Source organism: Stenotrophomonas sp. CS3K5 (assembly GCF_059515225.1).
Genome location: NZ_JCAKRX010000011.1, coordinates 91,770 through 116,062 on the forward strand (window position 1 = coordinate 91,770; position 24,293 = coordinate 116,062).

A 24,293-nucleotide genomic window follows, 5' to 3' on the forward strand; every position below is an offset into this window, starting at 1 on the left:
TCTGCAACACCTCCTGGTCCATCGCCATGCGAGCCGCATCAATGAGAAAGGGCCCGCACCACGACCAACGGCCGAAGGCACGGGCCCCATCAACTCAGCGGATCCACATTACAACTGAATCCGCGCCACGCTCTCGTTCGCGTCCTTCGCATCCTTCTCGCCGTTCTTGATGCTCACGAACAACACGTTGTTCTTCGCATCCAGCGCCAGGCTGTTCGGGTGGGTCGGCACGGCGTAGGTGGCCACCTTCTGGTAGCTGTAACTGTTGTAGGCCGTCACCGTGCCCGCTTCGCGGTTGGTCACGTACAGGCGCTTGCGTGGTGCGTCCAGCAGGATGCCCAGCGGGCCGGCGTCGGTGGGGATGCTGGCCAGTTCCTTGCCGGTGCTGCGGTCCAGCACCAGCACGCGCTGGCCCGGATGCTTGCTCACCATGCCGCTGCTCTTGGCCTGGTAGCCGCGCAGGAACTCCGAGCCCTGGTCGGTCACGAACAGGCGCTTGCCGGCCGGGTCCAGCGCGATGTTCATCGGCTGCTCGGCGGCAATCTTGTGCTGGGCCACCACCTTGTTCGAATCGGTGGCCACCACCACCAGGTCGGCCAGCAGGTTGCTGGTGTACACGCGCTTGTTGGCCGCATCCAGCGCCAGGCCCGGGGCCTTCGCATTGCCCAGGCCGTCGATGGTGTTGATCACCTTCTGCGTGGTGGTATCGATCACGAACAGCACGCTGCTCACGTCCGGCTGGCTGCTGTGGCCGGTCACGTACAGGCGGTTGCCGGCGCTGTCCACCACCAGCTCACGCAGGTCGTGCGTGTAGGCGGCCTTGCCGTCCTTGCCGGTCTTCTTCTCCATCAGCTGGATGGTGCCGATGGCCTTGTTCTGCGCGGTGTCGACCACGGTCACCGACAAGTCCACGGTGTTGCCCACGTACAGGCGGTTGTGGGCGTCGTCCAGCACCACGCCGAACGCCTTGCGCTCCAGCGGGATGCGGGTTTCCACGGCCAGCGTGGCCGGGTTCAGGCGCAGCACCTGGGCCGGGCCGGCGTCATCGCCGAAGCCGCCCGACGAGGCGACGAACACGGCGTTCTGTTTCGGGCTGTAGGCCAGCTCGTACAGGCCCTTGGCCACGGCCTGGCGCTGCACGGCGGTGGTGGCGGTGGTGGCGCTGGCGGCGGGCGCGTTATCGGCGAAGGCGGCGGGCGCGCCAAGGCTGAGCGAGACGGCAAGGGCCAGGGCGGCCGAGCGGAAAGCGGAATGACGGAACATGCGAGCATCCTTGAAAGGGCACGGGAGGGTGTCCTGGCTCGCTGGGCCGTACGAAGACGGCCGTTCCGGCGTGTGCGCACGGAAAGGCTGGCTGGGTTAGCGGGGGAATGGTAGCAGGAGACAGGGGGGGCGGGTGGTCTGCTGTACCGGGCGCCCGCGCAATCCCTGCGCAACGCCCAGGGGCCCGCCCTAAAGTTCCACCCGTTGCTGCCGTTTAGCACTAGGTGCTGCAATCACCCCAAGGCGGAATGAGTCCGCCCGCATCGTCAAGGAATGGAAGGCCCGATGTCCGAATTCTTCACGCAAGAACATTTCAACCTGCTGCAGTCGCTGCAAGGGAAGAAGTTCGATCAAACCGATGCCGCGCATGAGGCTGCCTATCAGCGGCTTCGCGAGGCCTACGACCTCACCCTCGAATGGGCAAAGCGCATCAAGAATTCGATGTTTGAAGAGGGCCGCGTCAATGCGCGCCGACGCCCGACCAATCAAGGCAACTACTTCCTGTCCTACAACTGGGCCAAAATCTATCCCGATCCGGACTCGCCCCCATCGCTTGCCTATACCGTCGGACTCAACGGCAATGAAGGTTTCGTGGTCAAGATCGACACGGTGAAGCTGCAGCAGGGCCACCCCGTACGCGATGCCTACCTGGACCTGCGCGGCCCAAGCCATGCCTCCCCGATCGTGGCGGTGCTACCGATCGACAAGGGACTGTCCATGAGCCTGGACGAACTGGTTGAGTGGAGCAAAGACGCCATCGGTAAGTTCTCGCTGGGTTACGAGCAAGTCGCACATCGGATCGGCCTGACCCAAAACGTGACACCGGATGCCATCCTCAAGCACTTCGACGTCAACGAAGCGTTCCGCGCCATGCGCAAGGGTTGGTCTGCGGCCGAGACCGACCAGTTCTGCCGATTGGCCCGGCTGGTGCACGATGCAGGCATGGACTGGTGGTTTGCTGGCAGCCGCACCCATCTGCGCTTTGGCCGCAAGAATGCCGGAAGCTCGCGCGCCGTCTCGGTGGTGGGCCTGGTGATGGGAAGTCGTGCCTGCCAGGTGACCTGGCGTCACGAGCTGCAGAGCATTTCCCGCTTCGTGCGAAAGGGTATTTCAGAGAAGATCGTTGACGACATCGAGGCCGCGCTGGATGCCGACGACGAAGTCCTGCAGGAGCTGATTCGCGCCGACGAAGAGCGCGACGGCTTCTGGCCGATGCAGGCCGGTGACGATGTGTCGGCCACAGGGGACCTGCTGGAGGCTGACGACGATGACAGCGAGCAACCCGCAGTGCAGGACGCGATTGCAGCAGAGCTTGCGTTCAATCGCATCTACTTCGGCCCGCCGGGCACCGGTAAGACCTACCAACTGAAGTTCCTGCTGGAAGATCAGTTCACGGCCGATGAAGGCGACGAATCGGCTGCGCAGGGCGAGACCCAACGCTACAGCTTCGTCACCTTCCACCAGTCCTACGGCTACGAAGACTTCATCGAAGGGCTGCGCCCGGTCATCGAGGAGGGCGCGCAGGGCCAGGTACGCTACGAAATCCGTCCGGGCGTGTTCCTGAAGCTGTGCGAGCGTGCCCGCAGGCACCCGGATGAAATGTTCGCCATCGTCATCGACGAGATCAACCGCGGCAACATCAGCAAGATTTTCGGCGAACTGATCACGTTGATCGAGCTGGACAAGCGGACCGGCATGGAGAACTGCCATTCGGTCACCCTGCCCTACTCGCAGCAGGCTTTCTCCGTCCCGCGCAATGTCAGCATCATCGGCACCATGAACACGGCCGACCGATCCCTGGCAGCGCTGGACACGGCGCTTCGCCGCCGATTCGAGTTTGAAGAGGTTCTGCCGGACGCCAAGGATGAAGGCCGGGCGCCGCTGGCAGGCCTGCGCGTCAACATGGAAGGCGTGAGCATCCATATTCCGAAACTGCTCACTGCCATCAACCAGCGTATCGAAGCACTTTACGATCGTGATCATCTGATCGGCCACGCCTACTTCCGGCCACTGAAGCATTTCAAGGATGGCAGTGAGCGCATGTCCGCGCTGATCGCCCTCTTCGACAAGCAGATCCTCCCATTGCTGGAAGAGTACTTTTACGACGACTGGCAGAAGATCCGTCTGGTGCTGGGCGACAACCAGAAGCTTCCCGACCTGCAGTTCGTGCGGGAGAGCAACGGCGATGACCAGACACTGGCACGGCTGTTCGGTTCTGCGGCTGCGGCCGAGGGGCATGGTGCACGCACACGCTTCAGCCGCAATGCCAAGGCGCTGCACTCCCCTGCCGCCTACGTGGGCATCTACAGCACGCTGCTGGGCAACGAGTGAGCACGGCAGCCACGCTCACCCTGCACGAGTACGACGTACTCGTGCCGGCCTCATCATCGGGCCCGGCGCCCGGTGGTGCGCATGTTGTGCCCGATGGCGTTTACCGGTGGCTGGAACGGCAGTCGTTGGAACTGATCGACGGCAAGCTCTCCCCATGGGTGCGCCGTTGCCGCCGCGGTGTTCAGGTCACCAGCCATGTGGGCGTGGTTACCGCGCCAGGCGGCCAACAGATCGAGATCCTGCCCAAGGTGGGCAAGGCGCTGGATGCAGGGGCCGGTGAGGCGCGCGGCCTGCTGTTGAGGATGTTGCGTTGCCTGCAGCAGTTCTCGCACTTTCGGTTCGGCAATGCGCAGCTTGCCGCCGACAGCATGCCACTGCTGGACGTGTTCGTTGGCGAGTTCCTGCGCACGGTGGTGGCGGTCACCCGCACCGGGCTGCGCGGCCAGTACCAGACGCGCGAAGATGACCTGCCCGCGCTGCGCGGAAGGCTGCTCGTTGCCCAGCATCTACGCCGCAATCTGGTACGTGCCGATCGCTTCCACACCGCCCATGATGAATTCAGCATCGACAGGCCGGAGAACCGGCTGATCCACACGGCGTTGCGCAGGGTGCTTGGCGCGACCCGCGTGACCAACCATCAGCGCTTGGCGCGGGAGCTGCTCGCGTTCTTCGCTGAGGTGCCGGTCAGCCACACCCCAGACCAGGACATGCAGCGGGTGCAGCTGGACCGCAACATGCGCACCTATCGCGAAGCGCTGGATTGGACCCGCTTGATCCTGCAAGGGCTCTCGCCCACATCGGCGGTGGGCGCGCAGCAGGCACCGTCGCTGCTGTTCCCGATGGAACGGTTGTTCGAGGCGTACGTGGCCAGGCACTTCCAGAAGCAGCTACCGGCGCATCTTGCACTGGATACCCAGGTCAGGCGGCATCATCTGGTGCATCACGGCGGAGCAAAGTGGTTCCAGCTGCGCCCGGACATGGTGGTGAGCCGGCAGAAGACAGACGTACTGGTGCTGGACACCAAGTGGAAGCTGCTGGACGCCGGCCAGGCCAATGGCACCGACAAGTACGGCCTGCAGCAGGATGATTTCTACCAGTTGCACGCCTATGGGCGCAGCTATCTGGATGGACAGGGTGTGGTTGCGCTGGTCTACCCGCGTACCGACAAGCTGAATCAGCCGCTGCCGGTGTTCGACTTCCCGGGCAGCGAAGGGCTGCGGTTGTGGGTGCTGCCGTTCTGCCTGACGCGGGCCGAGGTATTGCTGCCTGAGGGGTGGGTATGGCCGGAGGACAGTCTGGCGGACTGAATCCAACGTCTTGAGACGAGGGCGCGTCATCCTCCCCGCCCCACTGGAGGATGACCATGACCCGAATCGACGCCGCGTGGCTGGAAGCCTTCGACAAGGAGTTGCTGCATCTGTTCGCCATCGACCATGGCGATGCCGGCATGGATGAGTATCTGCTGGGTTGCTACGCGGATCTGCCACCGCGCGAGGCAGCGCTGGCATTCGGCAGCGACTACGACCTGGAGCGTGACGATGCCTTGTGGCCACGGCCGGGCGTACCGCCGAAGCGTTAAGCCGTGTCGCAATTGGCACGCCTCGCCCGCCGACTCTTAGAGCTGAATGTCGCTTTTGGAACCGCAGGCGGCGGCAAACCGTGCTTTTAGGAGCGCATTCGGGCGGTAACTTAACAACGGCCGAGACCGCTGCACCGCAAGGGTTCCGGCGTGCGCCTGCCATGCAACAATGCCAGAAGCGTCAGCATCTGTGGCCATTGTGGCCTACGAATTCTTGGCAATTCGCATTGGTGCGGGTACATCTTGGCGTGCCACCGGAAAAGGGTGGCGCGGGACTCGAAAACCCGTCCATGTACCAGATGTATGCGCTTGCCGGCCGGCGTCACCCTTTGTGGGGCGCCGGCTGGCAATCCGTTCGCGTTCTATGGCGGGCGGTGCGTGGGGATCTTCGGATCCGCCGGTCTGGTACATACCGGTTTTCGAGCCCGCACCGTCCGCCGCCTTTACTGGTGGCGCTGCTATCTGTCCTGTACGGAGCATTGCCATGAGCACCTCGGATTTCCGTTCCCCGCACGCGCTGTACGATCCGGACAACGCCGACGCCGAGCGCGAACCCTCCCCCGATCCCAACTCCTTCGTCGCCACGTTGCGCCGCATCGGAACCGGTGCGGCGGCAGACGGCCAACCTTGGCCGGAACGGCATCAGCTGCCTGGTCGCTGCCTTCAGCTGGCAGATGCGGATTGTGCTGTGGCCGGTCTGCGAGTGGTGGCGGAGTTGATGCTGGCTGCGGAGCGGACTCGGCAGAACGGCGCGCCCGAGGAGTACCTGGGGGATCGGGTGATGGAGGGGTTGAAGATGGCGTGTGTGGCGTTGACTGCGCAGGTGGCAGAGCGGCTGCACGTGCGGGAGTAGCGCCCAAGGCTTGAGCCTTAAGCAATGGGCTGCAGGCTATCGTCGCGGCTCCATTATCCGTTCGCCTCTGATCTGCAGGACTTCCGATGAAGTCTCTGACGTACGCAGTACTGTGCTTAGCAGCGCTGATTGGTTCAGCGCTCGCCCACTTCCACTTGCCAAAAGGCGATTTGGAGCTGAAGACTTACCCCAAGGTCTCGGCTACCGAATTTGCTGTCATGCGCGAGGAAGCCCTAAGCCTAGCGGCTGAAGATGCAACGCTCGGTGCCGGACGCTTTGAAGCAAGGTACTTCGAACTCACTTGCCGAGGTGAGCCCGCTCTGCTGGTGGACAACTCCTCATCACAGTTGCTCATCCTAGGCTTCATAGGCCGAGCCAGTGAGACGCCTTGCGTTCAACCTCTACGCCAGCGCTGGAGTAACCGAGTACGTCCGGCCAACTAGGGCTCTGCAACTGAACTCCACGTGCGAGGCTTACCGACGGGCCTGAACAGTCCGCGGTTTGCGCTGACACGCCACGCTCTTCCGCGCCAAGCCATTAGCGGCTCATTGTGTCGTTTACGGCATACTTTCCCAAGGACGCCACGTGCGATCGCGGACAGGGGAAGGCTGTGAGTAGGTGGACTGAAGACGAATTGGCTGCCGCCGTTGAGGCATATCGCCAGATGGAGGCCCGTCTTGCCAATGGATCTACCCTTGAGAAGGCAAGGGTCTATCGGGAACTGGCTGCCCGCCACGGACGCACGCCCAAGGCCTGGGAGTACCGCATGCAGAACATCTCCCATGTTCTAGATCAGGCAGGTAAGCCCTGGCTATCCGGGCTTCTTCCGGCATCGAAAGTGGGTGCAAAGGTTGAGCCGAAACTGGCCAAGCTCCTCGGGCTCTCCGGTGAGACGCTCACGTCGGTCTCTGGTCCTACAAGGGAACTGTTGGAGCAGCAGGCCAAAGCGGCGGAGGCATCTGGCAGTTACTCCCCAGCGGACGAGGTGGACGAGAGGCAGCGTGTGCTGGCAGCTATCGTTCGGCGCCGCGGGCAGCCTGCCTTCCGTAAGGCACTGCTGGACGCATACGGCGGCTGCTGTGCTATGACGGGATGCGATGTGGTCGATGCGCTCGAGGCGGCCCACATCCAGCCCTACTCAGGCCTAAAGAGCAACAATGTCAGGAACGGTCTTTTGCTCCGTGCCGATGTGCACACTCTGTTCGATTTGTATCTGATAGCCATCAACCCCGGTTCTCTGCGGATCGCCGTGGCGCCTGCGCTCCAGCAATCAACCTACTTCGAGTTGGATGGCCGTGAGTTGAGCATTCCCATGCCGTCTGAGCTGTCAGCCTGCCAGGAATCAATCAGTTGGCATCGATCGCAGTGCCAGTGGTAGGAAGCAGTGCGGGACCAATGGAACGTTCACTTGCTATCTACCGAGAGCTGAAATAGGCGAGAGTGTGCTTTATCTCAGAAGACCCGAGGCAGGACGATGCCCGACATTCTTAGCCCTGAAGCACGAAGCGAACGAATGTCCAGGATTCGCAGCTCAGGTACCAAACCTGAGCTGTGGCTACGCAAAGCTATGCATGCTCGAGGTTTTCGGTATGTGCTGGGAGGAAGCGGGCTTCCTGGACGACCAGATATCGTGCTACCGAAGTACAGAACCGCCATCTTCGTGCATGGCTGTTTTTGGCATCTGCACAGTTGCTTGAACGGAAGGAGACCGGGAACTAACGCGCGCTACTGGTCGCCCAAGCTGGAAGCGAATGTCCGGCGCGACCGTAGGTCAGCGCGCCGCTTAAGGGCCGCAGGCTGGAAGGTGATTACTGTTTGGGAGTGCAAGATCAAGCGGGAAGCGGACCGAGCCCGAGAGATCGATCGCATAGTCAGATTGTTGCGGCCCAACTGACACATCAGGATCACGAGAATAGGGCGGCGGCTAACTATGGGCCGGACACGGCATAACCTTACGTAAATTGCCCGTGTTGTGATAGAAGGGCTCAATGAATGCCTTTTTTCCACAAGTTCCGCAGCTGGATGACCCCGCTCTAGAGCAGGTTGCCGCTGCGCTCTCACGCGACCCTGCTCTGCTGAGCAAGGTGGGGCAAGCGCTCCGCACGGCGTTCGACGAAGTGATTGACGCGCCCCGTACGGGGCGATTTTGCATTGATCAGCTAGAGAAAACAGAAAAGACCTACATCGGCACAAAGGTCGAGATCCTGCTCCGCAAAGCCTTGGCCCTGGAGCGAGGAGTCTTGTTGGATAATCTAATTGCCGGCCACGAGGTTGATACCAAATTCACAGTCAAGAACGATTGGATGATCCCGCAGGAGGCGATTGGGCAGCTTTGCATGCTTGTCCGCGCGGACGATGTGAAGGGGCTTTGCTGGCTCGGCCTGTTGAGAATGACCCCGGGAGTACTGACCAATGGCCAGAACAGAGACGGGAAGAAGTCCATCTCCGCTGCCGGTAAAGCGCAGATTCGATGGCTTGTAGAGGGTCCGATGCCCAGGAACTTCATGCTGGATCTCCCTGAAGTGGTCCGCTCGACAATCTTGGCCCAGCCTAGTGGGCGGCAGCGAGTGCGCGCGCTCTTCACCATGGCCACGGGCCTTCTCATCCCACGGGATGTCATCGAACAGTTGGCACAGCAAAGGGATGCGGTGAAGCGGGCTCGCGAGATGAAGGAAACGCTGGGGAGGGAGGGCTACCAGGTCCTTTGTGCCACCTATCTCGCGGACCGCGAGATCATGATCGCCCACGGCTTCACCCCTGCAGCCAAAGATGAATGGTTGAGCCTCAGGATCTCTGATAGCCCTTAAGGCTTTGCTACAGAGGCTCACAGCCAGCAGCTTCCAGGACTCGGCTGACTGCGTTACGCAATGGGCCAGCCCTGGCCTTGACATCTCGGGGATTTTGGAAGCGATTTGGCGGAATTGACCTGCAGGGATGGCCTCCCAAGCGCCCTGAACTCCAAACACTTGCACTAGCGATCAGGCTTGGTACGCTGGCAGTTGCCAGAGAAGGGGAATCCAGGCATCTGGACACGCCACGCACTGTCATGCGGCTTAGGGACATGCCTGCCCTAGTCTCAGCATCTGATACGGCGCCAGCGTGTACTTGCTGACCCCATCGCCCCCCACCCAACACCTGGCGCTCTAAGGAGCTCGCGCTGTAGCCAGCGCGACACCCTCCTGCCGGGCTCCTTTCTGATCTGAGATCTACATGAGTCAATTCACCTCCCTTGAGATGTGCGCCGGTGCTGGCGGACAAGGCCTTGGCCTAGAGATGGCCGGCTTCGACCACTCTGCGCTCGTGGAATGGGAGCCGGCCGCATGCCAGACGCTCCGCTTGAACCGCCCGAACTGGAACGTGATTGAGGGTGACCTTCGCGAATTCGACGCGTCCCCATACAAGGGTGTGGATCTCGTTGCCGGCGGCGTGCCTTGCCCTCCTTTCTCTAAGGCAGGAAAGCAGCTGGGCGCCGACGACGAGCGCGACCTTTTTCCTGAAGCCATTCGAATTGTTGATCAGGTAAGGCCTCAAGCAATCATGCTCGAGAATGTTCGCGGCCTGCTCGACCCCAAGTTCGATGATTACCGGAAGGGCGTAGAGAAGGAGCTCAAGAAACTCGGATACTTGGGCGATTGGCGACTTCTGCACGCATCCGACTACGGCGTCTCCCAGCTTCGGCCGCGCGTGATATTTGTCGGCATGAAGAAGGAGCTGGCTCCGGCATTCTCATGGCCAGAAGCACTGAAAGAGCCCCCAAAGACGGTAGGTCAGCTCCTGCACGACTTGATGGGCGCGCGAGGCTGGGATCAAGTTGATGCATGGAGGGAAGGTGCCAACGCGATCGCGCCGACTCTCGTCGGGGGATCCAAGAAGCACGGCGGCCCTGACCTTGGACCAACCCGCGCCAAGAAGGCTTGGGCTGCCCTCGGCGTAGACGGCATGGGGCTCTGGGATCAGGCTCCCGAAGCGAATTTCGTGGGCATGCCTCGGCTCACTCCGCGCATGACTGCTCGGATCCAAGGCTTCCCTGACAGTTGGGAGTTTGCAGGGCGTAAGACAGCAGCTTATAGGCAGATCGGCAACGCGTTCCCTCCTCCGGTGGCCGCGGCTGTGGCTTCTCGCATTTTCGATGTTCTTTCACAACAGCGAGTTTTCAAAGTGGCATGAGCGAAGAAGCATTCTTCCTTTCAGAACGAAAAAAGTTTCACGCTTCACTGCTGGAAAACACACTTACGATTGACAAGAACGGCATTCCTTCCAACGCTGATAAAGATAGCCGAGCAAGCCGGGAAATTGCTAAGCACATAGCCACTCAGCTCTGTGTTGAGGTACTGAGCGAACGCGCTCCAGCACAGACCTCCGGGTCAAATTTCGAGAGCGCGTGCGCGAGCTTTATTCGAAGTACGTTTGCTCAACTTGATCATATAAGGCCGGGCGACTGGCTTATCCAACAAGTGGGCGGCAAGAACAGGAAGTTGATTGCGAGTTTCGATCAATATTCGCACCTAGTAGCCCTTGATCGCGCAGCCAAAGGAAATCGCGAATTGGCTGCGGCCTTGGGGAACGATTATACAATCACCCCTGACATTATAGTTTCACGCGGCCTACTTGATGATTCCGTTATAAACACCAACACCCTCATAGTCGACGGATATACTGCCCAGCGATCCTCCCTTCGAAGCGCAAATGGAGGCCTGCCGCTGCTGCATGCGAGCATTTCTTGCAAATGGACGCTGCGCAGCGATAGAGCGCAGAACGCACGTTCCGAAGCGCTTAATCTAATTAGGAATCGAAAGGGAAGACTTCCGCATGCTGTAGTAGTAACTGCGGAACCAAGCCCCAGCCGAATAGCGTCGATTGCACTTGGCACGGGCGACATAGACTGCACCTACCATTTCGCACTAAATGAACTGAAGCTGGCGGTAGCAGATCTTGGTCAGTTCGACGCCGTCGATATGCTCGAAATTCTGATTGAAGGAAAAAGACTCAAGGACATTTCCGACCTGCCACTTGATCTTGCCGTGTAGCAATTTGGAATGAGGAGAGGCTAGTGCCGCCCCTCTCCACCAGATACAACCTCTTCAAAGAAGGTGATAAATCTCCTTCCGTTTTGATACATAAAAAATACTTCGTCGGTAGTTATTTCAATGACGAATGAAGCGTAGTTCGTATGCACCATTTTGTTTCGAAGAGCACACACCTCGAGAAACGCCCTCTGCGCATCACGCAACTCCGTGGACTCTTTCAAGAGCCGATCCGCTCGCTCTTTGCATTTCGCTCCGAATGAGTTAAAAAGCCTATTTGTATTTTTCGACTCAAAATCGAAGTAACTGTAGAACTGGCGAGATATAGCCTTTGCAGAAATAAGGCTTCTAAATGTATCTGATACTCCGTGCACTTCAGCACAGCGCTCGATCGCCCTCCCCAGCTCATGTTCGAAGTGTGAAGCCGCAGCAATTAGAACACTTTTTCGCCAGACATCTTCTGCCGTGACAACTAGCGACGCTTCACCTTCCCTGATCAAGAAATCTTTCACCGCGTCAGCGGCCTCCTTGAGCTCTTCGACTGTGTTTGCCACTTAACCCCCGAGTAGCGCCCTTGCGATTCCAATTCGAGTTGCTACGTTTTCCGACTTACTAGTTCCCTCTGAAGAAGCTCTTGTAAAATTGACATCAGACTTCAAACTAGCCAGATGCTCAACAGCAAACTGCTTCACTTCAAAATTTCTCTCTTTGAAAGCTGAACCACATGCAGCGACGAATATTGACTCAAACAGTGAAATATTGAACCTACTGTTCCCCTGATTATAGAAGGCCCTTGCAGGAAGCTTTGCTGCGACTTCTCCAAACTCATCCATAAGTCTCTCTAGGTAGGTAACCTGAGAACTGTCCAGGCCGCGGCACTTCCTCGAGAATATGTTAAGAAATTTCGTCATTGATGGCGCATACTTGTCAGACATTACAAGCATTGCAAACGATCTCAGCAAAATTTCTACATCCTTCATGTGAATATCAGCGTCTTCCCGGCCAACAATATGGCGCCACGCGGGCTTGTTGTTAATCCTCTGAAGGACTTCATAGAACGACGAATGATATAGACTGGCTCTAATTTCCTGAGGGGTCAAGTTAACGCCCCCGGAGTTGAGCCTGTTGAATATCTCAAACACCGCAGAGTCATCCTCCTCTGAAGATGTTTGCTTGACGATAATGTTCCGGACGGTGCGGAGATCGAACGCCACCTTAAATTCGCCTAACGTCGAGTAGTTCAAACCGTCGAATCTACTTTTAGGCCCTGGAATCGGAGCAGGAAGCTTCAAATTAAATGGAACAAAGTAGCGATCATCTTGCAAGACTTCATCCGGAATATCTCCCGATTCAGCGTCAAAAATGGCTCTTAGCTCAGCCCTTTTTTCAGGTCGCGGAAACCTTTGCTTGACAAAATAATATATCGACATCAGGCGCTGCTGGCCATCGATCACCAGAAAGCTATTTTTAGCTTCCTCGTATAAAAATACTTGAGGAACAGGAAGCCCAAGAAGTAGAGACTCGATTAGCTTTGACGATCGCTTTATATCCCATACGAAATGCCTCTGAAACCCAGGAATCTTTACTGCCCCTGATTTAATGAAGCTGAAGATCGTTGAGACATTAAAATCGTTAGGCGAGGAGCTTATCTCATACTCATCAATTCGAACGTCAAAATCTTCCGCATCATCATCAAACCAATCTTCGTATACCTTCATCATTAACCTCGGCGCCTGCGGGGTAGATATTATGAGATTCTTAGGTCAAGCGAAGCGACCGCCTCGCTTTAGCCTAGTCGCTATCAGCAATGAAGTGAAGCGTGTAGCGCCATTTGCCTTAAAAGAAAAAGGGCGACCAATGGCCGCCCTTTTTCGCGTCAATTAATTGACTAATCAAACCCCAACAGGATTAGCCTTCTCCGGATCAATCTTGTACTGCTTGATCGCCCGGGCCACATCCTTCGCGGTCATCTTCCCTTCCTTCGCCAGCGCCGCAATCGCGGCATGCGCGATGTAGTACCGGTCAACCTCGAAGAACCGACGCAGGTTCGCACGCGTATCCGAACGGCCAAACCCATCGGTACCAAGCACGGTGTACGACATCGGCACGAACGCACGGATCTGGTCCGCATACGCACGCACATAGTCGGTGGCGGCAATCGCCGGGCCCTGGCGCCCTTCCAGCAGCTCGGTCACGTAGGCCTTGCGCTGCTCACCTTCCGGATGCAGGCGGTTGGCACGTTCCACGTCGAAACCATCGCGACGCAGTTCGTTGAAGCTCGGGCAGCTCCAGATATCGGCGGTCACGCCGAAGTCCTTGTCCAGCAGCTCGGCCGCGGCAATGGCTTCGCGCAGGATGGTGCCCGAACCCAGCAGCTGCACGCGCAGCTCGCCCTTCTTCGGCTTGCCGGCGTCGGTCAGCAGGTACATGCCCTTGACGATGCCTTCGGCCGCGCCTTCCGGCATTTCCGGGTGGGTGTAGTTCTCGTTCATCAGGGTGACGTAGTAGTACTCGTCCACCTGGTCTTCCATCATGCGCTTGGTGCCGTGCTGCAGTACCACGGTCACTTCGAAGCCGAAGGTCGGGTCGTAGCTGCGCACGTTCGGAATGCCACCGGCCACCAGATGGCTGAAGCCATCTTCGTGCTGCAGGCCTTCACCGTTCAGCGTGGTGCGGCCGGCGGTGCCGCCCAGCAGGAAGCCGCGGGTACGCATATCCGCCGCCTGCCAGGCGATGTCGCCCACGCGCTGGAAGCCGAACATCGAGTAGTAGATGTAGAACGGCAGCATCGGCACGTTGCTCACCGAGTAGCTGGTACCGGCCGCCATCCACGAGCTGATCGCACCCGGCTCGCTGATGCCCTGCTGCAGCACCTGGCCGCTCTGGTCTTCGCGGTAGAACATCAGCTGGTCGGCGTCCACCGGCTTGTACTTCTGGCCGAACGGCGCGTAGATGCCGATCTGGCGGAACAGGCCTTCCATACCGAAGGTACGGGCTTCGTCGGCCACGATCGGCACGATGTGCGGGCCCAGTTCCTTGTCGCGCAGGGTGATGTTCAGGCTCTGCACGAAGGCCATGGTGGTGGAGTAGCTGCGCTCGCCGCTGCTCTTCAGCAGGCGGTCGTAGGCCTCCAGCTTCGGTGCCACGAAGGTCTTGTCGGCCTTGCGGCGGCGCTGCGGCAGGTAACCGCCCAGTGCGGCACGGCGTTCCTGCAGGTACTGCACTTCCGGCGAATCCGGGCCCGGGTGGTAGAACGGCACCTGGCCGTCGGCCAGCTGCGCGTCGGTCACCGGAATGTTGAAGCGGTCGCGGAAGTGGCGCACCGCATCGTCGTCCAGCTTCTTGGTCTGGTGGGTCGGGTTCAGCGCCTCACCGGCGCTGCCCATGCCGTAACCCTTCACGGTCTTGGCCAGGATGACGGTCGGCATGCCCTTGGTGTTCACGGCCTGGTGGTAGGCGGCGTACACCTTGTGCGGGTCGTGGCCACCACGGTTCAGGCGCCAGATGTCGTCGTCGCTCAGGCCGGCCACCATCGCAGCGGTTTCCGGGTACTTGCCGAAGAAATGCTCGCGGGTATACGCGCCGCCGAAGGCCTTGCAGTTCTGGTATTCGCCGTCGACGGTTTCCATCATCAGCTTCTTCAGCACGCCGTCGCTGTCCTTGGCCAGCAGGGCATCCCAGTAACCGCCCCACAGCAGCTTGATCACGTTCCAGCCGCCGCCACGGAACACGCCTTCCAGCTCCTGGATGATCTTGCCGTTGCCGCGCACCGGGCCGTCCAGGCGCTGCAGGTTGCAGTTCACCACGAAGATCAGGTTGTCCAGGCCTTCACGGCCGGCCAGGGCGATGGCACCCAGGGTTTCCGGCTCGTCGCTCTCGCCGTCGCCGATGAAGCACCACACCTTGCGGTCGGACTTCTCGATCAGGCCACGGTTTTCCAGGTAGCGCATGAACTGCGCCTGGTAGATGGCGGCCAGCGGGCCCAGGCCCATCGACACGGTCGGGGTCTGCCAGTAATCGGGCATCAGCCACGGGTGCGGGTACGAGGACAGGCCACCGCCGTCCACTTCCATGCGGAACTTGTCCAGCTGCTCTTCGCTGATGCGGCCTTCCAGGAAGGAACGCGCGTAGATGCCCGGGGCGCTGTGGCCCTGGATGAACAGCAGGTCGCCCGGGTGGTTTTCACTCGGGGCGCGCCAGAAGTGGTTGAAGCCCACGTCGTACAGGGTGGCGCCGGAGGCGAACGAGGCGATGTGGCCGCCCAGGTCACCCGGCTTGCGGTTGGCGCGCACCACGGTGGCCATCGCGTTCCAGCGGATGATCGAACGGATGCGCCATTCCAGCTCGGCATTGCCCGGGCTCTTGGCCTCGAGCTGCGGCTCGATGGTGTTGACGTATTCGGTGGTGGGAGAGAACGGCAGGTAGGCGCCCGAACGACGGGTCAGCTCCACCATGCCTTCCAGCAGCTGATGCGCGCGCTCGGAGCCCTCGACATCAATAACGGCCTTCAACGACTCGATCCACTCCTGGGTTTCCACAGGATTCGGGTCGTTGTTCAGCACCTCGTTCAACCAGTTCATTAGCGCTCCCATAACCGCACGCACGCGCGCGACTGTTGTATAGATTTCTAGACCGCAAAGTGTAGCGCACCAAGGGCTTTCGTCACTTGGCTACGCTGGCGTATGGACGCAACCGGCCAGTGTCCGCAAGGGGCTTGCAAGCGCCCTTGATGGCCCTGCGGCGGGCCTTGGCGGCTGCGCGGGCTGTCGCGTGCGGGCCGCTGCGCCCATGTGCGGGACGCAGTGTTACTGCTGCCGATGACGGTTGTGGGGCAACTCCGGCACCGCCGTAGGTGGGCGCCGGGCAGCGGTTCTGAACCGGCGACAACGTGTCGCACCTGCCTCTGGATTGCCGCTGGCCATGGGCCCAGGGTGGCCCGTGAGTGATGGGCCCGGTGGCCCTGCTCCCTTCCACAGCATCGCCGGGGCGCCTCGCAAGGGGCGCCCCTTTTACCGTGCGCGCCGTCGGCCGTGGCCCAAAACAGATCTGCTTGTGGCCGGATCGATGATTGCCGGCTTCGACATATCGATATATCGTTTGCACACTCGTTTACCGATATATCGAAATGAGCCGCCCCCCTTCTCCCCGAGCCCGTTCCACCGATTCGGCGGTGCCGCGCCGCAACGGCCAGCCGCGGGTGCTCAGCCGTGGTGACCTGCGCCTGCTGGTGCTGGCCCTGATCGGCGAGCAGCCGCGCCATGGCTACGAGCTGATGCAGCTGATCAGCAACCAGTTCATGCAGGCCTACACGCCCAGCGCCGGCACCATGTACCCGCTGCTGGCCAGCTTCGAGCAGGCCGGCTGGATCGAGGCGGAGGAGGTGGATGGCAAGCGGATCTTCCGCATCACCGCCGCCGGCGAGTTCGAGCTGAAGGTGCAGCGCACCCAGGTACGGCTGGCGCAGCGACGCGCCTTCGACCGCGCCCGCGAGATCACCAAGGCCTCGCTGCCGCCACCGCTGGCCACCGCCCTGCGCGAGTTCAAGCGGGCGCTGGTGCACCACCACGGCCGCTGGGCCGAGGGTGAGGCGGATGAAGTGGCGGCGCTGCTGATCCGGGCCTCGGCCCTGCTCAACGGCACCGCCGGTAACGAGACACCCCCGCTTTCAACGACCCAGCCAGACTGATTCCAGCCAGGTCCTCCCCTACGCCGCGCACCACTGCGCGACACCTTTGCAGGTACCCCCAATGACCGAACACAACAACACGCGCCTGCGCCTGGATGTGCGCTTCCGTGAACTGACCGTGCTGCGCACTGAAGAAGTCACCCCGCACATGCGCCGCATCGTGCTGGGCGGCGACGACCTGGCCGGTTTCGATTCGCCCGGCGCCGACGACCACATCAAGCTGTTCTTCCCCAACGCCGCCGGCGAGATGGTGCTGCCGGTGCTGACCGCCGAAGGCCGCAGCTACCCCGAGGGCAAGGAGCCCTCGCCCGCCCGCGACTACACCCCGCGCTGGTGGGACCACCAGACTGGCGAGCTGGCCATCGACTTCGTGCTGCACGACCAGGGCATTGCCGGGCCGTGGGCCGAGCGCGCGCAGCCGGGCGACCCGCTGGTGATCGGCGGCCCGCGCGGCTCGTTCGTGGTGGCCGACAGCTACGACGCCTATGTGCTGATTGGCGATGAGACCGCGCTGCCGGCCATCGCCCGCTGGCTGGACGTGCTGCCGGACGGCGCCGAAGTGCAGGCCTACATCGAAGTGAGCGATGAAGCCGAACGCCAGGACCTGCCGCAGTACGAGAACGTGCGCATCCACTGGCTGGAGCGCAACGGCTTCCCGGCCGCCAGCAGCACGTTGCTGGAGGACATGCTGACCGACTTCGAAGCCCCGGACGGCGATGCCTTCTACTGGATCGCCACCGAATCGCGCCGCGCGCGGATGATGCGCAAGTTCATCGAAGGCCACCTGGGCGTGCCGCGCGATTGGATCCGTTCGACCGGCTACTGGAAAGCCCACCCGGACGAAACCGACGGCGACTGACTGCATGCACCTGGGTGGGTGCGGACCGTTGGTCCGCACGCTCTCCGACAGGTAGTGCCGGCCGCTGGCCGGCAACCTCATGAACCTTCGGCAGGAACCTGCAGCTGCCGGCCAGCGGCCGGCACTACCACGTCGGTCGCCACCTTCCGCGTCCATCCGAACCGGTGCGCGGCCCAGATCTCCAGCGCCACCAGCAGCAGGATCAACAGCCACGGCAGCAGCAGCCCGAAGTACACACCGGGCATCATGCCGTTGATCTGCGCCTTCACCAGCCGCAGCACGCCGCGCGTGTGCAGCAGCTCATCCACGTGCATGGTCAGGGCCTCACGCACCACCTTCGGCTCCACGCCCAGTGCGCCCGCCTTGTCCACCAGCGTGTCTTCCACCAGGCCACGCAGCACGCCTTCGCGCACCTTGCCGATCACCCAGCCCGTGGCACGTGCCAGTACGCCGTCGCCCAGGCGGTCCAGCGCCGGCAGCGGGTGCTCGCTGAGGTAGGCCGAGGCCACCGCATCGGCCACATCGCCCACCGTGCCCTGGCTGCGCAGCGCCTCGCGCATGCGCGGGTCGTCCAGCGAATCGGTGAAGCCGTGGCTCCATTCGGCCACCAGGGTCTGCAGGTGCGGCTGGAAATGGTCCAGCTGCTTGAACAGCGCGCGGTGCGCACCGGCGGTGAAGCCCAGCTGCAGACCGAAGAAGGCGGTGGCCAGCGGCAGCAGCACCATGTAGCTGGCCAGCAGCCAGTGATGCCAGCGCTTGCGCCGCTGCAGCCAGCCGCGGCGGCGCAGGCCATACCACACGGCCAGGCCGGCGATGAGCCCCAGCAACGTGCCCAGCACGCTGCCCAACGCCAGATCGAGCACGCTCAAGCCGGCCCAGAATTCGTTCAACCAGTACTGCGCGTCCTGCATGGGTCGTTCTTCCGTGAATGAAACAGCGGCCCATTGTAGAGCCGAGCCCACGCTCGGCTGCTCTCCCAGCCACCATTGATCCATCCCCCGCGCTACGCGCGATGAGCCGGGCATCGGCTCGGCGCTACAGGGGCGGCGCCCCGCCCCCCATCCAACGAAGGCCGAAAGTGCCCCGGATCAACGCAGGGGCCGGCAAGCAATGCGACAATCGCGCTCCTTTCCTGCAGCAACGAGGCCCACATGGCCAAACTGACCCTGGCCAGCGTGGACGCGCTGCGTATCCGCTTCGCCGATGATGCCGCCTGCGACACGGCGCTGGCCGCGTTCACCGACACCGCCGCGCTGCGCGCGCCGCTGCGCGACCTGGTGGAGGCGCAGCACCGCTACCTGCAGGCCGAGTTCGAAGTGGCGCAGGTGGCCGATGTGCTGCGTCGCGACCAGAAGTACGCGCCGGTGGGCCGCCCGTCGGTGCACATCGTGCAGCTGCGCAAGCAGCAGGCCGCGACCAAGCAGGCGGCGTTGATCGCCCGTCAGGTGGTGGCGCAGGCGGCGCAGACCTTCGTGCGCGTGAGCGGGCTGACGGTGAAGGCCAAGCAGAGCCCGAGCGAGGCGTGCGTGGCGTGGATGGGCGCGCTGCGCTGAACGCGCGTATCCGGTAGCGGCCAACCTTGGTTGGCCCACCGGTTGGTCGCATGCCAACCAAGGTTGGCACCTACCAAAGCGCATGTGCCCGCGCGCAAAAAAGAAGGCCCGCTTTTCAGCGGGCCTTCTGCCTTCTCACGACGAGTGAGCGGGGTGCATCAAGCCGCCGGCTTTTCGCCAGTGGCTTCCGTGGTGATGCGGATCTTCACTTCATCGCTGACGTTCGGAGCATAGGCGCCGACGCCGAAATCGCTGCGCTTCAGCGTGGTGGTGGCATCGAAGCCGGCGGCCGGAACCTTGGCCATCGGGTGCTCGCCGCCGCCGTTGACGGTGACGTCCAGGGTGACCGGCTTGGTGATGCCCTTGATGGTCAGGTCGCCGGTGACGGTCAGCTTGTTGGTGCCCGCCCCTTCCACCTTGGTGCTCTTGAAGGTGGCATCAGCAAACTTGGCGGCGTCGAAGAAGTCGGCGCTCTTCAGGTGCTCGTCGAACTTGGCGGTGAAGCTGTTCAGGCCGCTCAGCGGCAGCTTCACTTCCACGGTGGACTTGGTCACGTCTTCGGCGTTGTACACCAGGGTGCCTTCCACGTTGCCGAAGTGCGCGCTGGGGTTGGAGAAGCCGAAGTGGCTCCACTGGGCCAGCACGTCGGTGTGGCTCGGGTCCAGCTTGTAGGTGCCCGAGGCGATCTTGATCGCTTCGGCGGCCGGGGCGGCAGCGGCAGCATCGGCGGCCGCAGCAGCCGGGGCAGCGGCCTGTTCGGTGGTGGCCGGGGCGGCAGCATCAGCGGCCGGGGCAGCGGTATCGGCCGGCTTGGAGCAGGCGGCGATGGCCAGGGTCAGGGCCAGCGGCAGCAGCAGTTTACGGGTGGCGCTCATCTGAGGAACTCTCCGGATCGTAGGGTGGGTACACGGTGCAGCAAGAGCCCGCCGCGGGACGGCGGGCCCGAAACCGATACAGCGACTTACGCGATGCGCGCCGCTTCTTCGAACGACAGGCGCGGCAGACGCGGGAACAGGCCCGCCGAGTCACCGTAACCCAGGTTGACCAGGAAATTCGACTTGATGGCGGTGCCGGCGAAGAACGCCTCGTCCACCTTGGCATTGTCGAAGCCGGACATCGGGCCGGCATCCAGGCCCAGCGCGCGCGCGGCCAGGATCAGGTAGGCGCCCTGCAGGCTGCCGTTGCGGATGGCGGCTTCGTGGCGGCCTTCACGCGGGCCCTCGAACCAGGCCTTGGCATCGGTGTGCGGGAACAGGTACGGCAGCTTCTCGTGGAAATCCAGGTCGAAACCGATGATGACGGTGACCGGGGCGGCCATGGTCTTGTCGTGGTTGCCTTCGGACAGGGCCGGGGCCAGCTTGGCCTTGGCCTCGGCCGACTTCACGAAGACGAAGCGGGCCGGGGTGGTGTTGGCTGCGGTCGGGCCCCACTTCACCAGCTCGTACAGTTCCTGCAGCAGGCTGTCGGACACCGGCTTGTCGAGGAAGGCGTTCTGGGTGCGGGCGGTACGGAACAGCTGGTCCAGGGCGGCAGCGTCAAGCGCGTGGGACATCGGTGGATCTCCAGGGCGGCTAAGGGAAGTCAGTGCCCGCGGGCGGCGCGGGGCGAATCGACGAGCCGCAGTGTAGAGTGTCGCGACTGTTGCAACACCCAGCAGGGCTGAAACGAATTAATGCCAATGGTGAAACGATCGAGCGCGCCCTGGACGGTCACCGACGGCCGCGCGGGCAATGTCCGCCAGGCGGTCGCGCTGGCCTCGGCGCTGCGCCAGGGCACCCATCGGCCGCTGCTCCTGCAGCCGCGTGCACCGTGGCGCTGGCTGTCACCTCGCCGCCTGCCCGGTGATGTGAATGGCTATGGCGAGGCATTGGCGACACTGGCTGCCGACCCGCCGGCATTGGCGATCGGCTGTGGCCGCCAGGCCGCCGGTGCCCTGCGCGTGCTGCGTGCACGCGGCAGCCAGGTGGTGCAGATCCTTGACCCGCGCCTGGGCGCGCGCCATTGGGATGTGGTGGTGGTGCCCGAGCACGACCGCCTGCGCGGCAGCAACGTGCTGACCCTGCTCGGCAGCCTCAACCCGGTGGACGACGACTGGCTGGCCTGGGGCCGCGCCGCGTTCGCCGGCTTCAGCACCCTGCCCGGCCCGCGCACCGCACTGCTGGTGGGCGGCCCGACGCCGCTGGCGCCGTGGGACGAGACCGCGATGGTCGGCGTGTTCCGCGCCCTGGCCGAGCAGATCCGCAGCGAAGGCGGCAGCCTGCTGGCCACCACCTCGCGACGCACGCCGCCGGCACTGGCCGAGATCCTGCGCGCGACCTTCGCCGACCTGCCGCACGTGATCTGGGGCGACGGCGGCGACGGGGTGAATCCATATGGCGGCCTGCTCGGCTGGGCCAACCGCGTAGTGGTATCGCCCGATTCGGTGAACCTGCTGTCGGAAGCCTGCGCCACGCGCATGCCGGTGATGGTGGCGCTGGCCGATACCGTGCAAGGGCGGCTGGCGCGCTTCCAGCAGCAGCTGCGCGAACGCGGGCGCTTGCAGCCGAAGTGGCTGGATTGGCAGTACGAGCGCATCGAACCACTGCGCGAAACCGCGCGGATTGCCGCCGAGGTAAAGCAGCGCCTGGCACTACGGTAGTGCCGGCCGCTGGCCGGCACCACCTGATCGCCCAGCGATTTTTGAACATCTCGATCGGGCCGCACGGTTAGAGTCCAGCTTCCCCCATTGGACCGGATGTCCCCATGCGTACCCTGCTTCTGCTGCCGCTGGCCCTGCTCGCCGCGTGCTCCACCGCGCCCACCGAGCTGGACCCGATTTCCTACCAGTGCCAGCAGCAGCTGGATGCGTACCGCGAGCAGCCGGCCCTGCGCAATCCGCGCGACGAGCGCCCGCCACTGCCGGTGGCACCGATCAGCGAGGCCTGCGACCGCGAGCTCAAGCGCAAGGGTGTGGACCGCCCGCTGCGCTGACCGGCGTATGATCAGTGCGCGGCCCTGACCGCCGTTGAAGGTACCGACATGGATCGTTTCTATCGCCTGCCCCGCGCCGCGCTGCTGTTCGCCAGCCTGCTGGCAACTGCACCGGCCTGGGCCAACAGCACCGAGTGCCGCGAACGCTACCCCAGCGTGGCGTCGCAGGCGGCGATGCTGGACGTTGCCTGGACCACCGCCGAACGCCTGGACGCGCTGCCCGAGGTGGACGTGGTGGTGGCCGCGCGCGGGGGCCAGGACCTGAGCCGCTACGGGTTGCGCCACAGCCACCTGGCCTTCCTGCTGCGCGAGGACGACGGCCGCTGGCGCGCGATGCACCTGCTCAACCGCTGCAAGACCGACAGCTCGCAGCTGTACCACGAGGGGCTGGGCAACTTTGTCGGTGAAAGCGCGGGGCATACCGATGTGCGCATCGGCATCCCTTCGCCGGCGTTGCGTGCGGCACTGAAGGCGATGCTGGCCGCGCCGTCGATCCAGCCCAAGGCGCTGCACGAAACGAAGTACAACGTGGTGGCCTATCCGTTCGCCACCGATTACCAGAACTCCAACCAGTGGGTGCTGGAAGTGCTGGCCGCGGCGATGGCCCAGGCCGACGGCGCGCCGGCCATCGTCAAGCGCGAACAGGCCCAGCAGTGGCTGCGCCAGCACAAGTACCAGCCCAGCGTGCTGCATATCGGCCTGGGCAAGCGCGTGGGTGCGCGCCTGTTCGTGGCCAACGCCACCACCACCGACCACCCCGCCGGCGAACGCATCTCCGGCAACTACTCGGTGGTCACAGTGGAATCGGTATTCGACTTCCTGCACCAGCGCAGCCAGCTGCAGCAGGAACTGGTGATCCCTCATGTACCGGTGGCCGGTGCTGCCGCCGCCGCGCCCTGAATCCTTTCCTTTTTCCTCGCTCCCTGGAGGTCTGCATGTTCCGTTGCCTGCGCGTTCCCGCGTCCGCCCTGCTGCTGTCCGCACTGCTGGTGCCCACCGTCCATGCCGGCGCTGCGCCGCAGTTGAACAGCAGCCAAGCCAGCGTGATCGTCACTTCGTTCGTGGTGCTGTCGTTGCCGCTGGCGGCCTCGATGGGCCTGTCCGAGCTGTCCAAGGCGCCGTTCGAGGCCAGCGAGCGCCACGGCAAGGCCACCCGCACCAAGGCGGTGCCGCTGCCGCCGATGGAGGTGAAGAAGGTGGAAACCACGCCGCAGGGCGAGCGCAAGGTGCAGTTGCAGGTGCCCGACAAGGCCGACCAGACCGCCACCCTGCACTGGCCGGTCACGCCGAAGGACCAGGATCCGACGGCAGCCTTCGTGGTCGGCCAGCAGGTGCGTTTCGAGCCGACCCCGGCCGGTGCCGGCTGGAACGTGAAGGGCGCCCAGGGCCAGACGCTGGCCTACGTACCCACCGCCTACGCCGCCGGCGATGTGATGAGCCAAGCGCTGTAAAGCTGAACGACCGGTTTTGGCTTTGCCGCGGGCCGGGCGGATAATGGGCAATTCCCCTTGTCCCCCTGGCTCGCCATGTCCGTGCGTCCTGCCCCTGTGTTTGCCCCGCTGACCCCGCGCGCCCTGGTGCTGGCGGTGCTGGCGATGGGCGCGGTGGTGCTGCTGTCGAACGTGCTGGTGCAGTACCCGATCAACGACTGGCTGACCTGGGGTGCCTTCAGCTATCCGGTGGCGTTTTTGGTCAGCAACCTGATCAACCGCCGCTTCGGCCCGGGCCCGGCGCGCCGCGTGGCGTGGATTGGTTTCCTGGTGGCGGTGGTGTTGTCGGTGTGGGTGGCCACCCCGCGTATTGCCATGGCCTCGTGCTCGGCGTTCATCGTGGCGCAGCTGCTGGACATCACCGTGTTCGACCGCCTGCGCCGTGGCAGCTGGTGGCGCGCGCCGATGGTGGCCACCACCTGCAGTGCGACGGTGGACACCACGATCTTCTGGTCGATCGCATTTGCCGGTTCGGCGCTGCCGTGGGTGAGCTGGGCCGCCGGCGACCTGGCGGTGAAGCTGGCGATCGGCGTGTGCCTGCTGGCCCCGTTCCGCGCGCTGTTGTGGAAGATGGCGCCGCTGCGCACCGCCGGCTGACCGCCATCGCTCTGGCAGGTGCCGACCGTTGGTCGGCACGCTCTTGCCGGGGTCATGAGCCCTGAGGGCCTGTGCCAACCGAGGTTGG

24 protein-coding genes are annotated in these 24,293 nt (G+C 62.9%); 17 read left to right on the plus strand and 7 right to left on the minus strand.

Translation table 11 applies throughout. From position 1 onward, the window contains the following. Positions 1 to 108: 108 nt before the first annotated feature. Positions 109 to 1,263: a YncE family protein gene (locus AC5YGJ_RS15975; RefSeq protein WP_496187099.1), complete on the minus strand. Its 1,155-nt coding sequence runs from the start codon at positions 1,261 to 1,263 to the stop codon at positions 109 to 111. A 285-nt stretch (positions 1,264 to 1,548) separates the two neighbouring features. On the opposite strand from AC5YGJ_RS15975, the gene AC5YGJ_RS15980 reads away from it, so the two are divergent. The 9 genes from AC5YGJ_RS15980 to AC5YGJ_RS16020 all read left to right on the plus strand — a co-directional run bounded on the left by AC5YGJ_RS15980 (position 1,549) and on the right by AC5YGJ_RS16020 (position 11,053). Further along, entirely contained in the window at positions 1,549 to 3,594 is a 2,046-nt protein-coding gene (locus AC5YGJ_RS15980; protein WP_496187100.1) for an McrB family protein, read from the plus strand. A 125-nt stretch (positions 3,595 to 3,719) separates the two neighbouring features. Further along, positions 3,720 to 4,901 carry an McrC family protein gene (locus AC5YGJ_RS15985; RefSeq protein WP_496187101.1) on the plus strand — a complete coding sequence of 394 codons (1,182 nt, stop codon included), beginning with the start codon at positions 3,720 to 3,722 and terminating at the stop codon, positions 4,899 to 4,901. Positions 4,902 to 4,957: 56 nt separating this feature from the next. Further along, on the plus strand, positions 4,958 to 5,173 hold the full coding sequence (locus tag AC5YGJ_RS15990) for a hypothetical protein (RefSeq protein ID WP_496187102.1): 216 nt from the start codon (positions 4,958 to 4,960) through the stop codon (positions 5,171 to 5,173). A 484-nt stretch (positions 5,174 to 5,657) separates the two neighbouring features. Continuing rightward, positions 5,658 to 6,026 (plus strand): hypothetical protein, encoded by a 369-nt coding sequence (locus tag AC5YGJ_RS15995; RefSeq protein WP_496187103.1) that lies wholly within the window; start codon positions 5,658 to 5,660, stop codon positions 6,024 to 6,026. A 766-nt stretch (positions 6,027 to 6,792) separates the two neighbouring features. Next, positions 6,793 to 7,404, plus strand: coding sequence for an HNH endonuclease (locus tag AC5YGJ_RS16000; RefSeq protein WP_496187104.1), 612 nt, complete (start codon positions 6,793 to 6,795; stop codon positions 7,402 to 7,404). 96 nt (positions 7,405 to 7,500) lie between these two features. Continuing rightward, positions 7,501 to 7,920 carry a very short patch repair endonuclease gene (locus AC5YGJ_RS16005; protein WP_496187105.1) on the plus strand — a complete coding sequence of 140 codons (420 nt, stop codon included), beginning with the start codon at positions 7,501 to 7,503 and terminating at the stop codon, positions 7,918 to 7,920. A 94-nt stretch (positions 7,921 to 8,014) separates the two neighbouring features. Beyond that, complete coding sequence (locus tag AC5YGJ_RS16010; RefSeq protein WP_496187106.1) at positions 8,015 to 8,833, plus strand: NaeI family type II restriction endonuclease; 819 nt, start codon at positions 8,015 to 8,017, stop codon at positions 8,831 to 8,833. 403 nt (positions 8,834 to 9,236) lie between these two features. Further along, positions 9,237 to 10,193, plus strand: coding sequence for a DNA cytosine methyltransferase (locus tag AC5YGJ_RS16015; RefSeq protein ID WP_496187107.1), 957 nt, complete (start codon positions 9,237 to 9,239; stop codon positions 10,191 to 10,193). Beyond that, the gene (locus AC5YGJ_RS16020; RefSeq protein ID WP_496187108.1) at positions 10,190 to 11,053 is read left to right on the plus strand and encodes an NgoMIV family type II restriction endonuclease; all 864 of its coding nucleotides are present in this window, start codon (positions 10,190 to 10,192) and stop codon (positions 11,051 to 11,053) included. The genes AC5YGJ_RS16015 and AC5YGJ_RS16020 overlap by 4 nt, the downstream gene beginning before the upstream one ends. A gap of 20 nt (positions 11,054 to 11,073) precedes the next feature. On the opposite strand, the gene AC5YGJ_RS16025 is transcribed toward AC5YGJ_RS16020, so the two are convergent. The 3 genes from AC5YGJ_RS16025 to aceE form a co-directional block, all read right to left on the minus strand. After that, positions 11,074 to 11,604: a HEPN domain-containing protein gene (locus tag AC5YGJ_RS16025; protein WP_496187109.1), complete on the minus strand. Its 531-nt coding sequence runs from the start codon at positions 11,602 to 11,604 to the stop codon at positions 11,074 to 11,076. Next, positions 11,605 to 12,768: a DUF262 domain-containing protein gene (locus AC5YGJ_RS16030; RefSeq protein ID WP_496187110.1), complete on the minus strand. Its 1,164-nt coding sequence runs from the start codon at positions 12,766 to 12,768 to the stop codon at positions 11,605 to 11,607. It lies immediately after the preceding gene. Between the two features lie 174 nt (positions 12,769 to 12,942). Beyond that, complete coding sequence (gene aceE, locus AC5YGJ_RS16035; RefSeq protein ID WP_496187111.1) at positions 12,943 to 15,630, minus strand: pyruvate dehydrogenase (acetyl-transferring), homodimeric type; 2,688 nt, start codon at positions 15,628 to 15,630, stop codon at positions 12,943 to 12,945. A gap of 545 nt (positions 15,631 to 16,175) precedes the next feature. Here aceE and AC5YGJ_RS16040 point away from each other — a divergent pair. Both AC5YGJ_RS16040 and AC5YGJ_RS16045 read left to right on the plus strand, forming a co-directional pair. Beyond that, positions 16,176 to 16,736 carry a PadR family transcriptional regulator gene (locus AC5YGJ_RS16040; protein ID WP_496187112.1) on the plus strand — a complete coding sequence of 187 codons (561 nt, stop codon included), beginning with the start codon at positions 16,176 to 16,178 and terminating at the stop codon, positions 16,734 to 16,736. A gap of 61 nt (positions 16,737 to 16,797) precedes the next feature. Further along, positions 16,798 to 17,595: a siderophore-interacting protein gene (locus AC5YGJ_RS16045; RefSeq protein ID WP_496187113.1), complete on the plus strand. Its 798-nt coding sequence runs from the start codon at positions 16,798 to 16,800 to the stop codon at positions 17,593 to 17,595. Positions 17,596 to 17,672: 77 nt separating this feature from the next. On the opposite strand, the gene AC5YGJ_RS16050 is transcribed toward AC5YGJ_RS16045, so the two are convergent. Then, positions 17,673 to 18,506 carry a hypothetical protein gene (locus AC5YGJ_RS16050; protein ID WP_496187114.1) on the minus strand — a complete coding sequence of 278 codons (834 nt, stop codon included), beginning with the start codon at positions 18,504 to 18,506 and terminating at the stop codon, positions 17,673 to 17,675. A gap of 240 nt (positions 18,507 to 18,746) precedes the next feature. On the opposite strand from AC5YGJ_RS16050, the gene AC5YGJ_RS16055 reads away from it, so the two are divergent. Next, positions 18,747 to 19,148 carry a hypothetical protein gene (locus AC5YGJ_RS16055; protein WP_496187115.1) on the plus strand — a complete coding sequence of 134 codons (402 nt, stop codon included), beginning with the start codon at positions 18,747 to 18,749 and terminating at the stop codon, positions 19,146 to 19,148. A gap of 158 nt (positions 19,149 to 19,306) precedes the next feature. Here AC5YGJ_RS16055 and AC5YGJ_RS16060 read toward each other — a convergent pair whose 3' ends face one another. Continuing rightward, complete coding sequence (locus AC5YGJ_RS16060; protein WP_496187116.1) at positions 19,307 to 20,023, minus strand: YceI family protein; 717 nt, start codon at positions 20,021 to 20,023, stop codon at positions 19,307 to 19,309. Between the two features lie 86 nt (positions 20,024 to 20,109). Continuing rightward, on the minus strand, positions 20,110 to 20,700 hold the full coding sequence (locus AC5YGJ_RS16065; protein WP_496187117.1) for a malonic semialdehyde reductase: 591 nt from the start codon (positions 20,698 to 20,700) through the stop codon (positions 20,110 to 20,112). A 126-nt stretch (positions 20,701 to 20,826) separates the two neighbouring features. Between AC5YGJ_RS16065 and AC5YGJ_RS16070 the strand changes: the two genes are divergently transcribed. From AC5YGJ_RS16070 to AC5YGJ_RS16090, 5 genes are all read left to right on the plus strand, one after another. Next, on the plus strand, positions 20,827 to 21,786 hold the full coding sequence (locus tag AC5YGJ_RS16070) for a mitochondrial fission ELM1 family protein (RefSeq protein ID WP_249842109.1): 960 nt from the start codon (positions 20,827 to 20,829) through the stop codon (positions 21,784 to 21,786). 104 nt (positions 21,787 to 21,890) lie between these two features. Then, the gene (locus tag AC5YGJ_RS16075; RefSeq protein WP_107232142.1) at positions 21,891 to 22,118 is read left to right on the plus strand and encodes a hypothetical protein; all 228 of its coding nucleotides are present in this window, start codon (positions 21,891 to 21,893) and stop codon (positions 22,116 to 22,118) included. Between the two features lie 48 nt (positions 22,119 to 22,166). Next, positions 22,167 to 23,018 carry a DUF2145 domain-containing protein gene (locus AC5YGJ_RS16080; RefSeq protein ID WP_496187118.1) on the plus strand — a complete coding sequence of 284 codons (852 nt, stop codon included), beginning with the start codon at positions 22,167 to 22,169 and terminating at the stop codon, positions 23,016 to 23,018. A 35-nt stretch (positions 23,019 to 23,053) separates the two neighbouring features. After that, positions 23,054 to 23,569, plus strand: a complete 516-nt coding sequence (locus AC5YGJ_RS16085; RefSeq protein ID WP_309339710.1) for a hypothetical protein — start codon at positions 23,054 to 23,056, stop codon at positions 23,567 to 23,569. Between the two features lie 75 nt (positions 23,570 to 23,644). Beyond that, a complete protein-coding gene (locus AC5YGJ_RS16090; protein WP_496187119.1) occupies positions 23,645 to 24,205 on the plus strand; it encodes a queuosine precursor transporter in 561 nt (186 codons plus the stop codon). The last annotated feature ends 88 nt before the right edge of the window (positions 24,206 to 24,293 follow it).

Excerpts from the sequence above, each read along its gene's own strand:
- AC5YGJ_RS15980 (WP_496187100.1), top strand. The coding sequence starts at position 1,549 with ATGTCCGAATTCTTCACGCAAGAACATTTCAACCTGCTGCAGTCGCTG.
- AC5YGJ_RS16065 (WP_496187117.1), bottom strand. The coding sequence starts at position 20,700 with ATGTCCCACGCGCTTGACGCTGCCGCCCTGGACCAGCTGTTCCGTACC.
- AC5YGJ_RS16000 (WP_496187104.1), top strand. The coding sequence starts at position 6,793 with ATGCAGAACATCTCCCATGTTCTAGATCAGGCAGGTAAGCCCTGGCTA.
- AC5YGJ_RS16055 (WP_496187115.1), top strand. The coding sequence starts at position 18,747 with ATGGCCAAACTGACCCTGGCCAGCGTGGACGCGCTGCGTATCCGCTTC.
- AC5YGJ_RS16085 (WP_309339710.1), top strand. The coding sequence starts at position 23,054 with ATGTTCCGTTGCCTGCGCGTTCCCGCGTCCGCCCTGCTGCTGTCCGCA.
- AC5YGJ_RS16080 (WP_496187118.1), top strand. The coding sequence starts at position 22,167 with ATGGATCGTTTCTATCGCCTGCCCCGCGCCGCGCTGCTGTTCGCCAGC.
- AC5YGJ_RS16045 (WP_496187113.1), top strand. The coding sequence starts at position 16,798 with ATGACCGAACACAACAACACGCGCCTGCGCCTGGATGTGCGCTTCCGT.
- AC5YGJ_RS16020 (WP_496187108.1), top strand. The coding sequence starts at position 10,190 with ATGAGCGAAGAAGCATTCTTCCTTTCAGAACGAAAAAAGTTTCACGCT.
- AC5YGJ_RS15975 (WP_496187099.1), bottom strand. The coding sequence starts at position 1,263 with ATGTTCCGTCATTCCGCTTTCCGCTCGGCCGCCCTGGCCCTTGCCGTC.
- AC5YGJ_RS16010 (WP_496187106.1), top strand. The coding sequence starts at position 8,015 with ATGAATGCCTTTTTTCCACAAGTTCCGCAGCTGGATGACCCCGCTCTA.
- AC5YGJ_RS16040 (WP_496187112.1), top strand. The coding sequence starts at position 16,176 with ATGAGCCGCCCCCCTTCTCCCCGAGCCCGTTCCACCGATTCGGCGGTG.
- AC5YGJ_RS15990 (WP_496187102.1), top strand. The coding sequence starts at position 4,958 with ATGACCCGAATCGACGCCGCGTGGCTGGAAGCCTTCGACAAGGAGTTG.
- AC5YGJ_RS15995 (WP_496187103.1), top strand. The coding sequence starts at position 5,658 with ATGAGCACCTCGGATTTCCGTTCCCCGCACGCGCTGTACGATCCGGAC.
- AC5YGJ_RS16090 (WP_496187119.1), top strand. The coding sequence starts at position 23,645 with ATGTCCGTGCGTCCTGCCCCTGTGTTTGCCCCGCTGACCCCGCGCGCC.
- AC5YGJ_RS16005 (WP_496187105.1), top strand. The coding sequence starts at position 7,501 with ATGCCCGACATTCTTAGCCCTGAAGCACGAAGCGAACGAATGTCCAGG.
- aceE (WP_496187111.1), bottom strand. The coding sequence starts at position 15,630 with ATGAACTGGTTGAACGAGGTGCTGAACAACGACCCGAATCCTGTGGAA.
- AC5YGJ_RS16075 (WP_107232142.1), top strand. The coding sequence starts at position 21,891 with ATGCGTACCCTGCTTCTGCTGCCGCTGGCCCTGCTCGCCGCGTGCTCC.
- AC5YGJ_RS16015 (WP_496187107.1), top strand. The coding sequence starts at position 9,237 with ATGAGTCAATTCACCTCCCTTGAGATGTGCGCCGGTGCTGGCGGACAA.
- AC5YGJ_RS16050 (WP_496187114.1), bottom strand. The coding sequence starts at position 18,506 with ATGCAGGACGCGCAGTACTGGTTGAACGAATTCTGGGCCGGCTTGAGC.
- AC5YGJ_RS16060 (WP_496187116.1), bottom strand. The coding sequence starts at position 20,023 with ATGAGCGCCACCCGTAAACTGCTGCTGCCGCTGGCCCTGACCCTGGCC.
- AC5YGJ_RS16030 (WP_496187110.1), bottom strand. The coding sequence starts at position 12,768 with ATGAAGGTATACGAAGATTGGTTTGATGATGATGCGGAAGATTTTGAC.
- AC5YGJ_RS16070 (WP_249842109.1), top strand. The coding sequence starts at position 20,827 with ATGGTGAAACGATCGAGCGCGCCCTGGACGGTCACCGACGGCCGCGCG.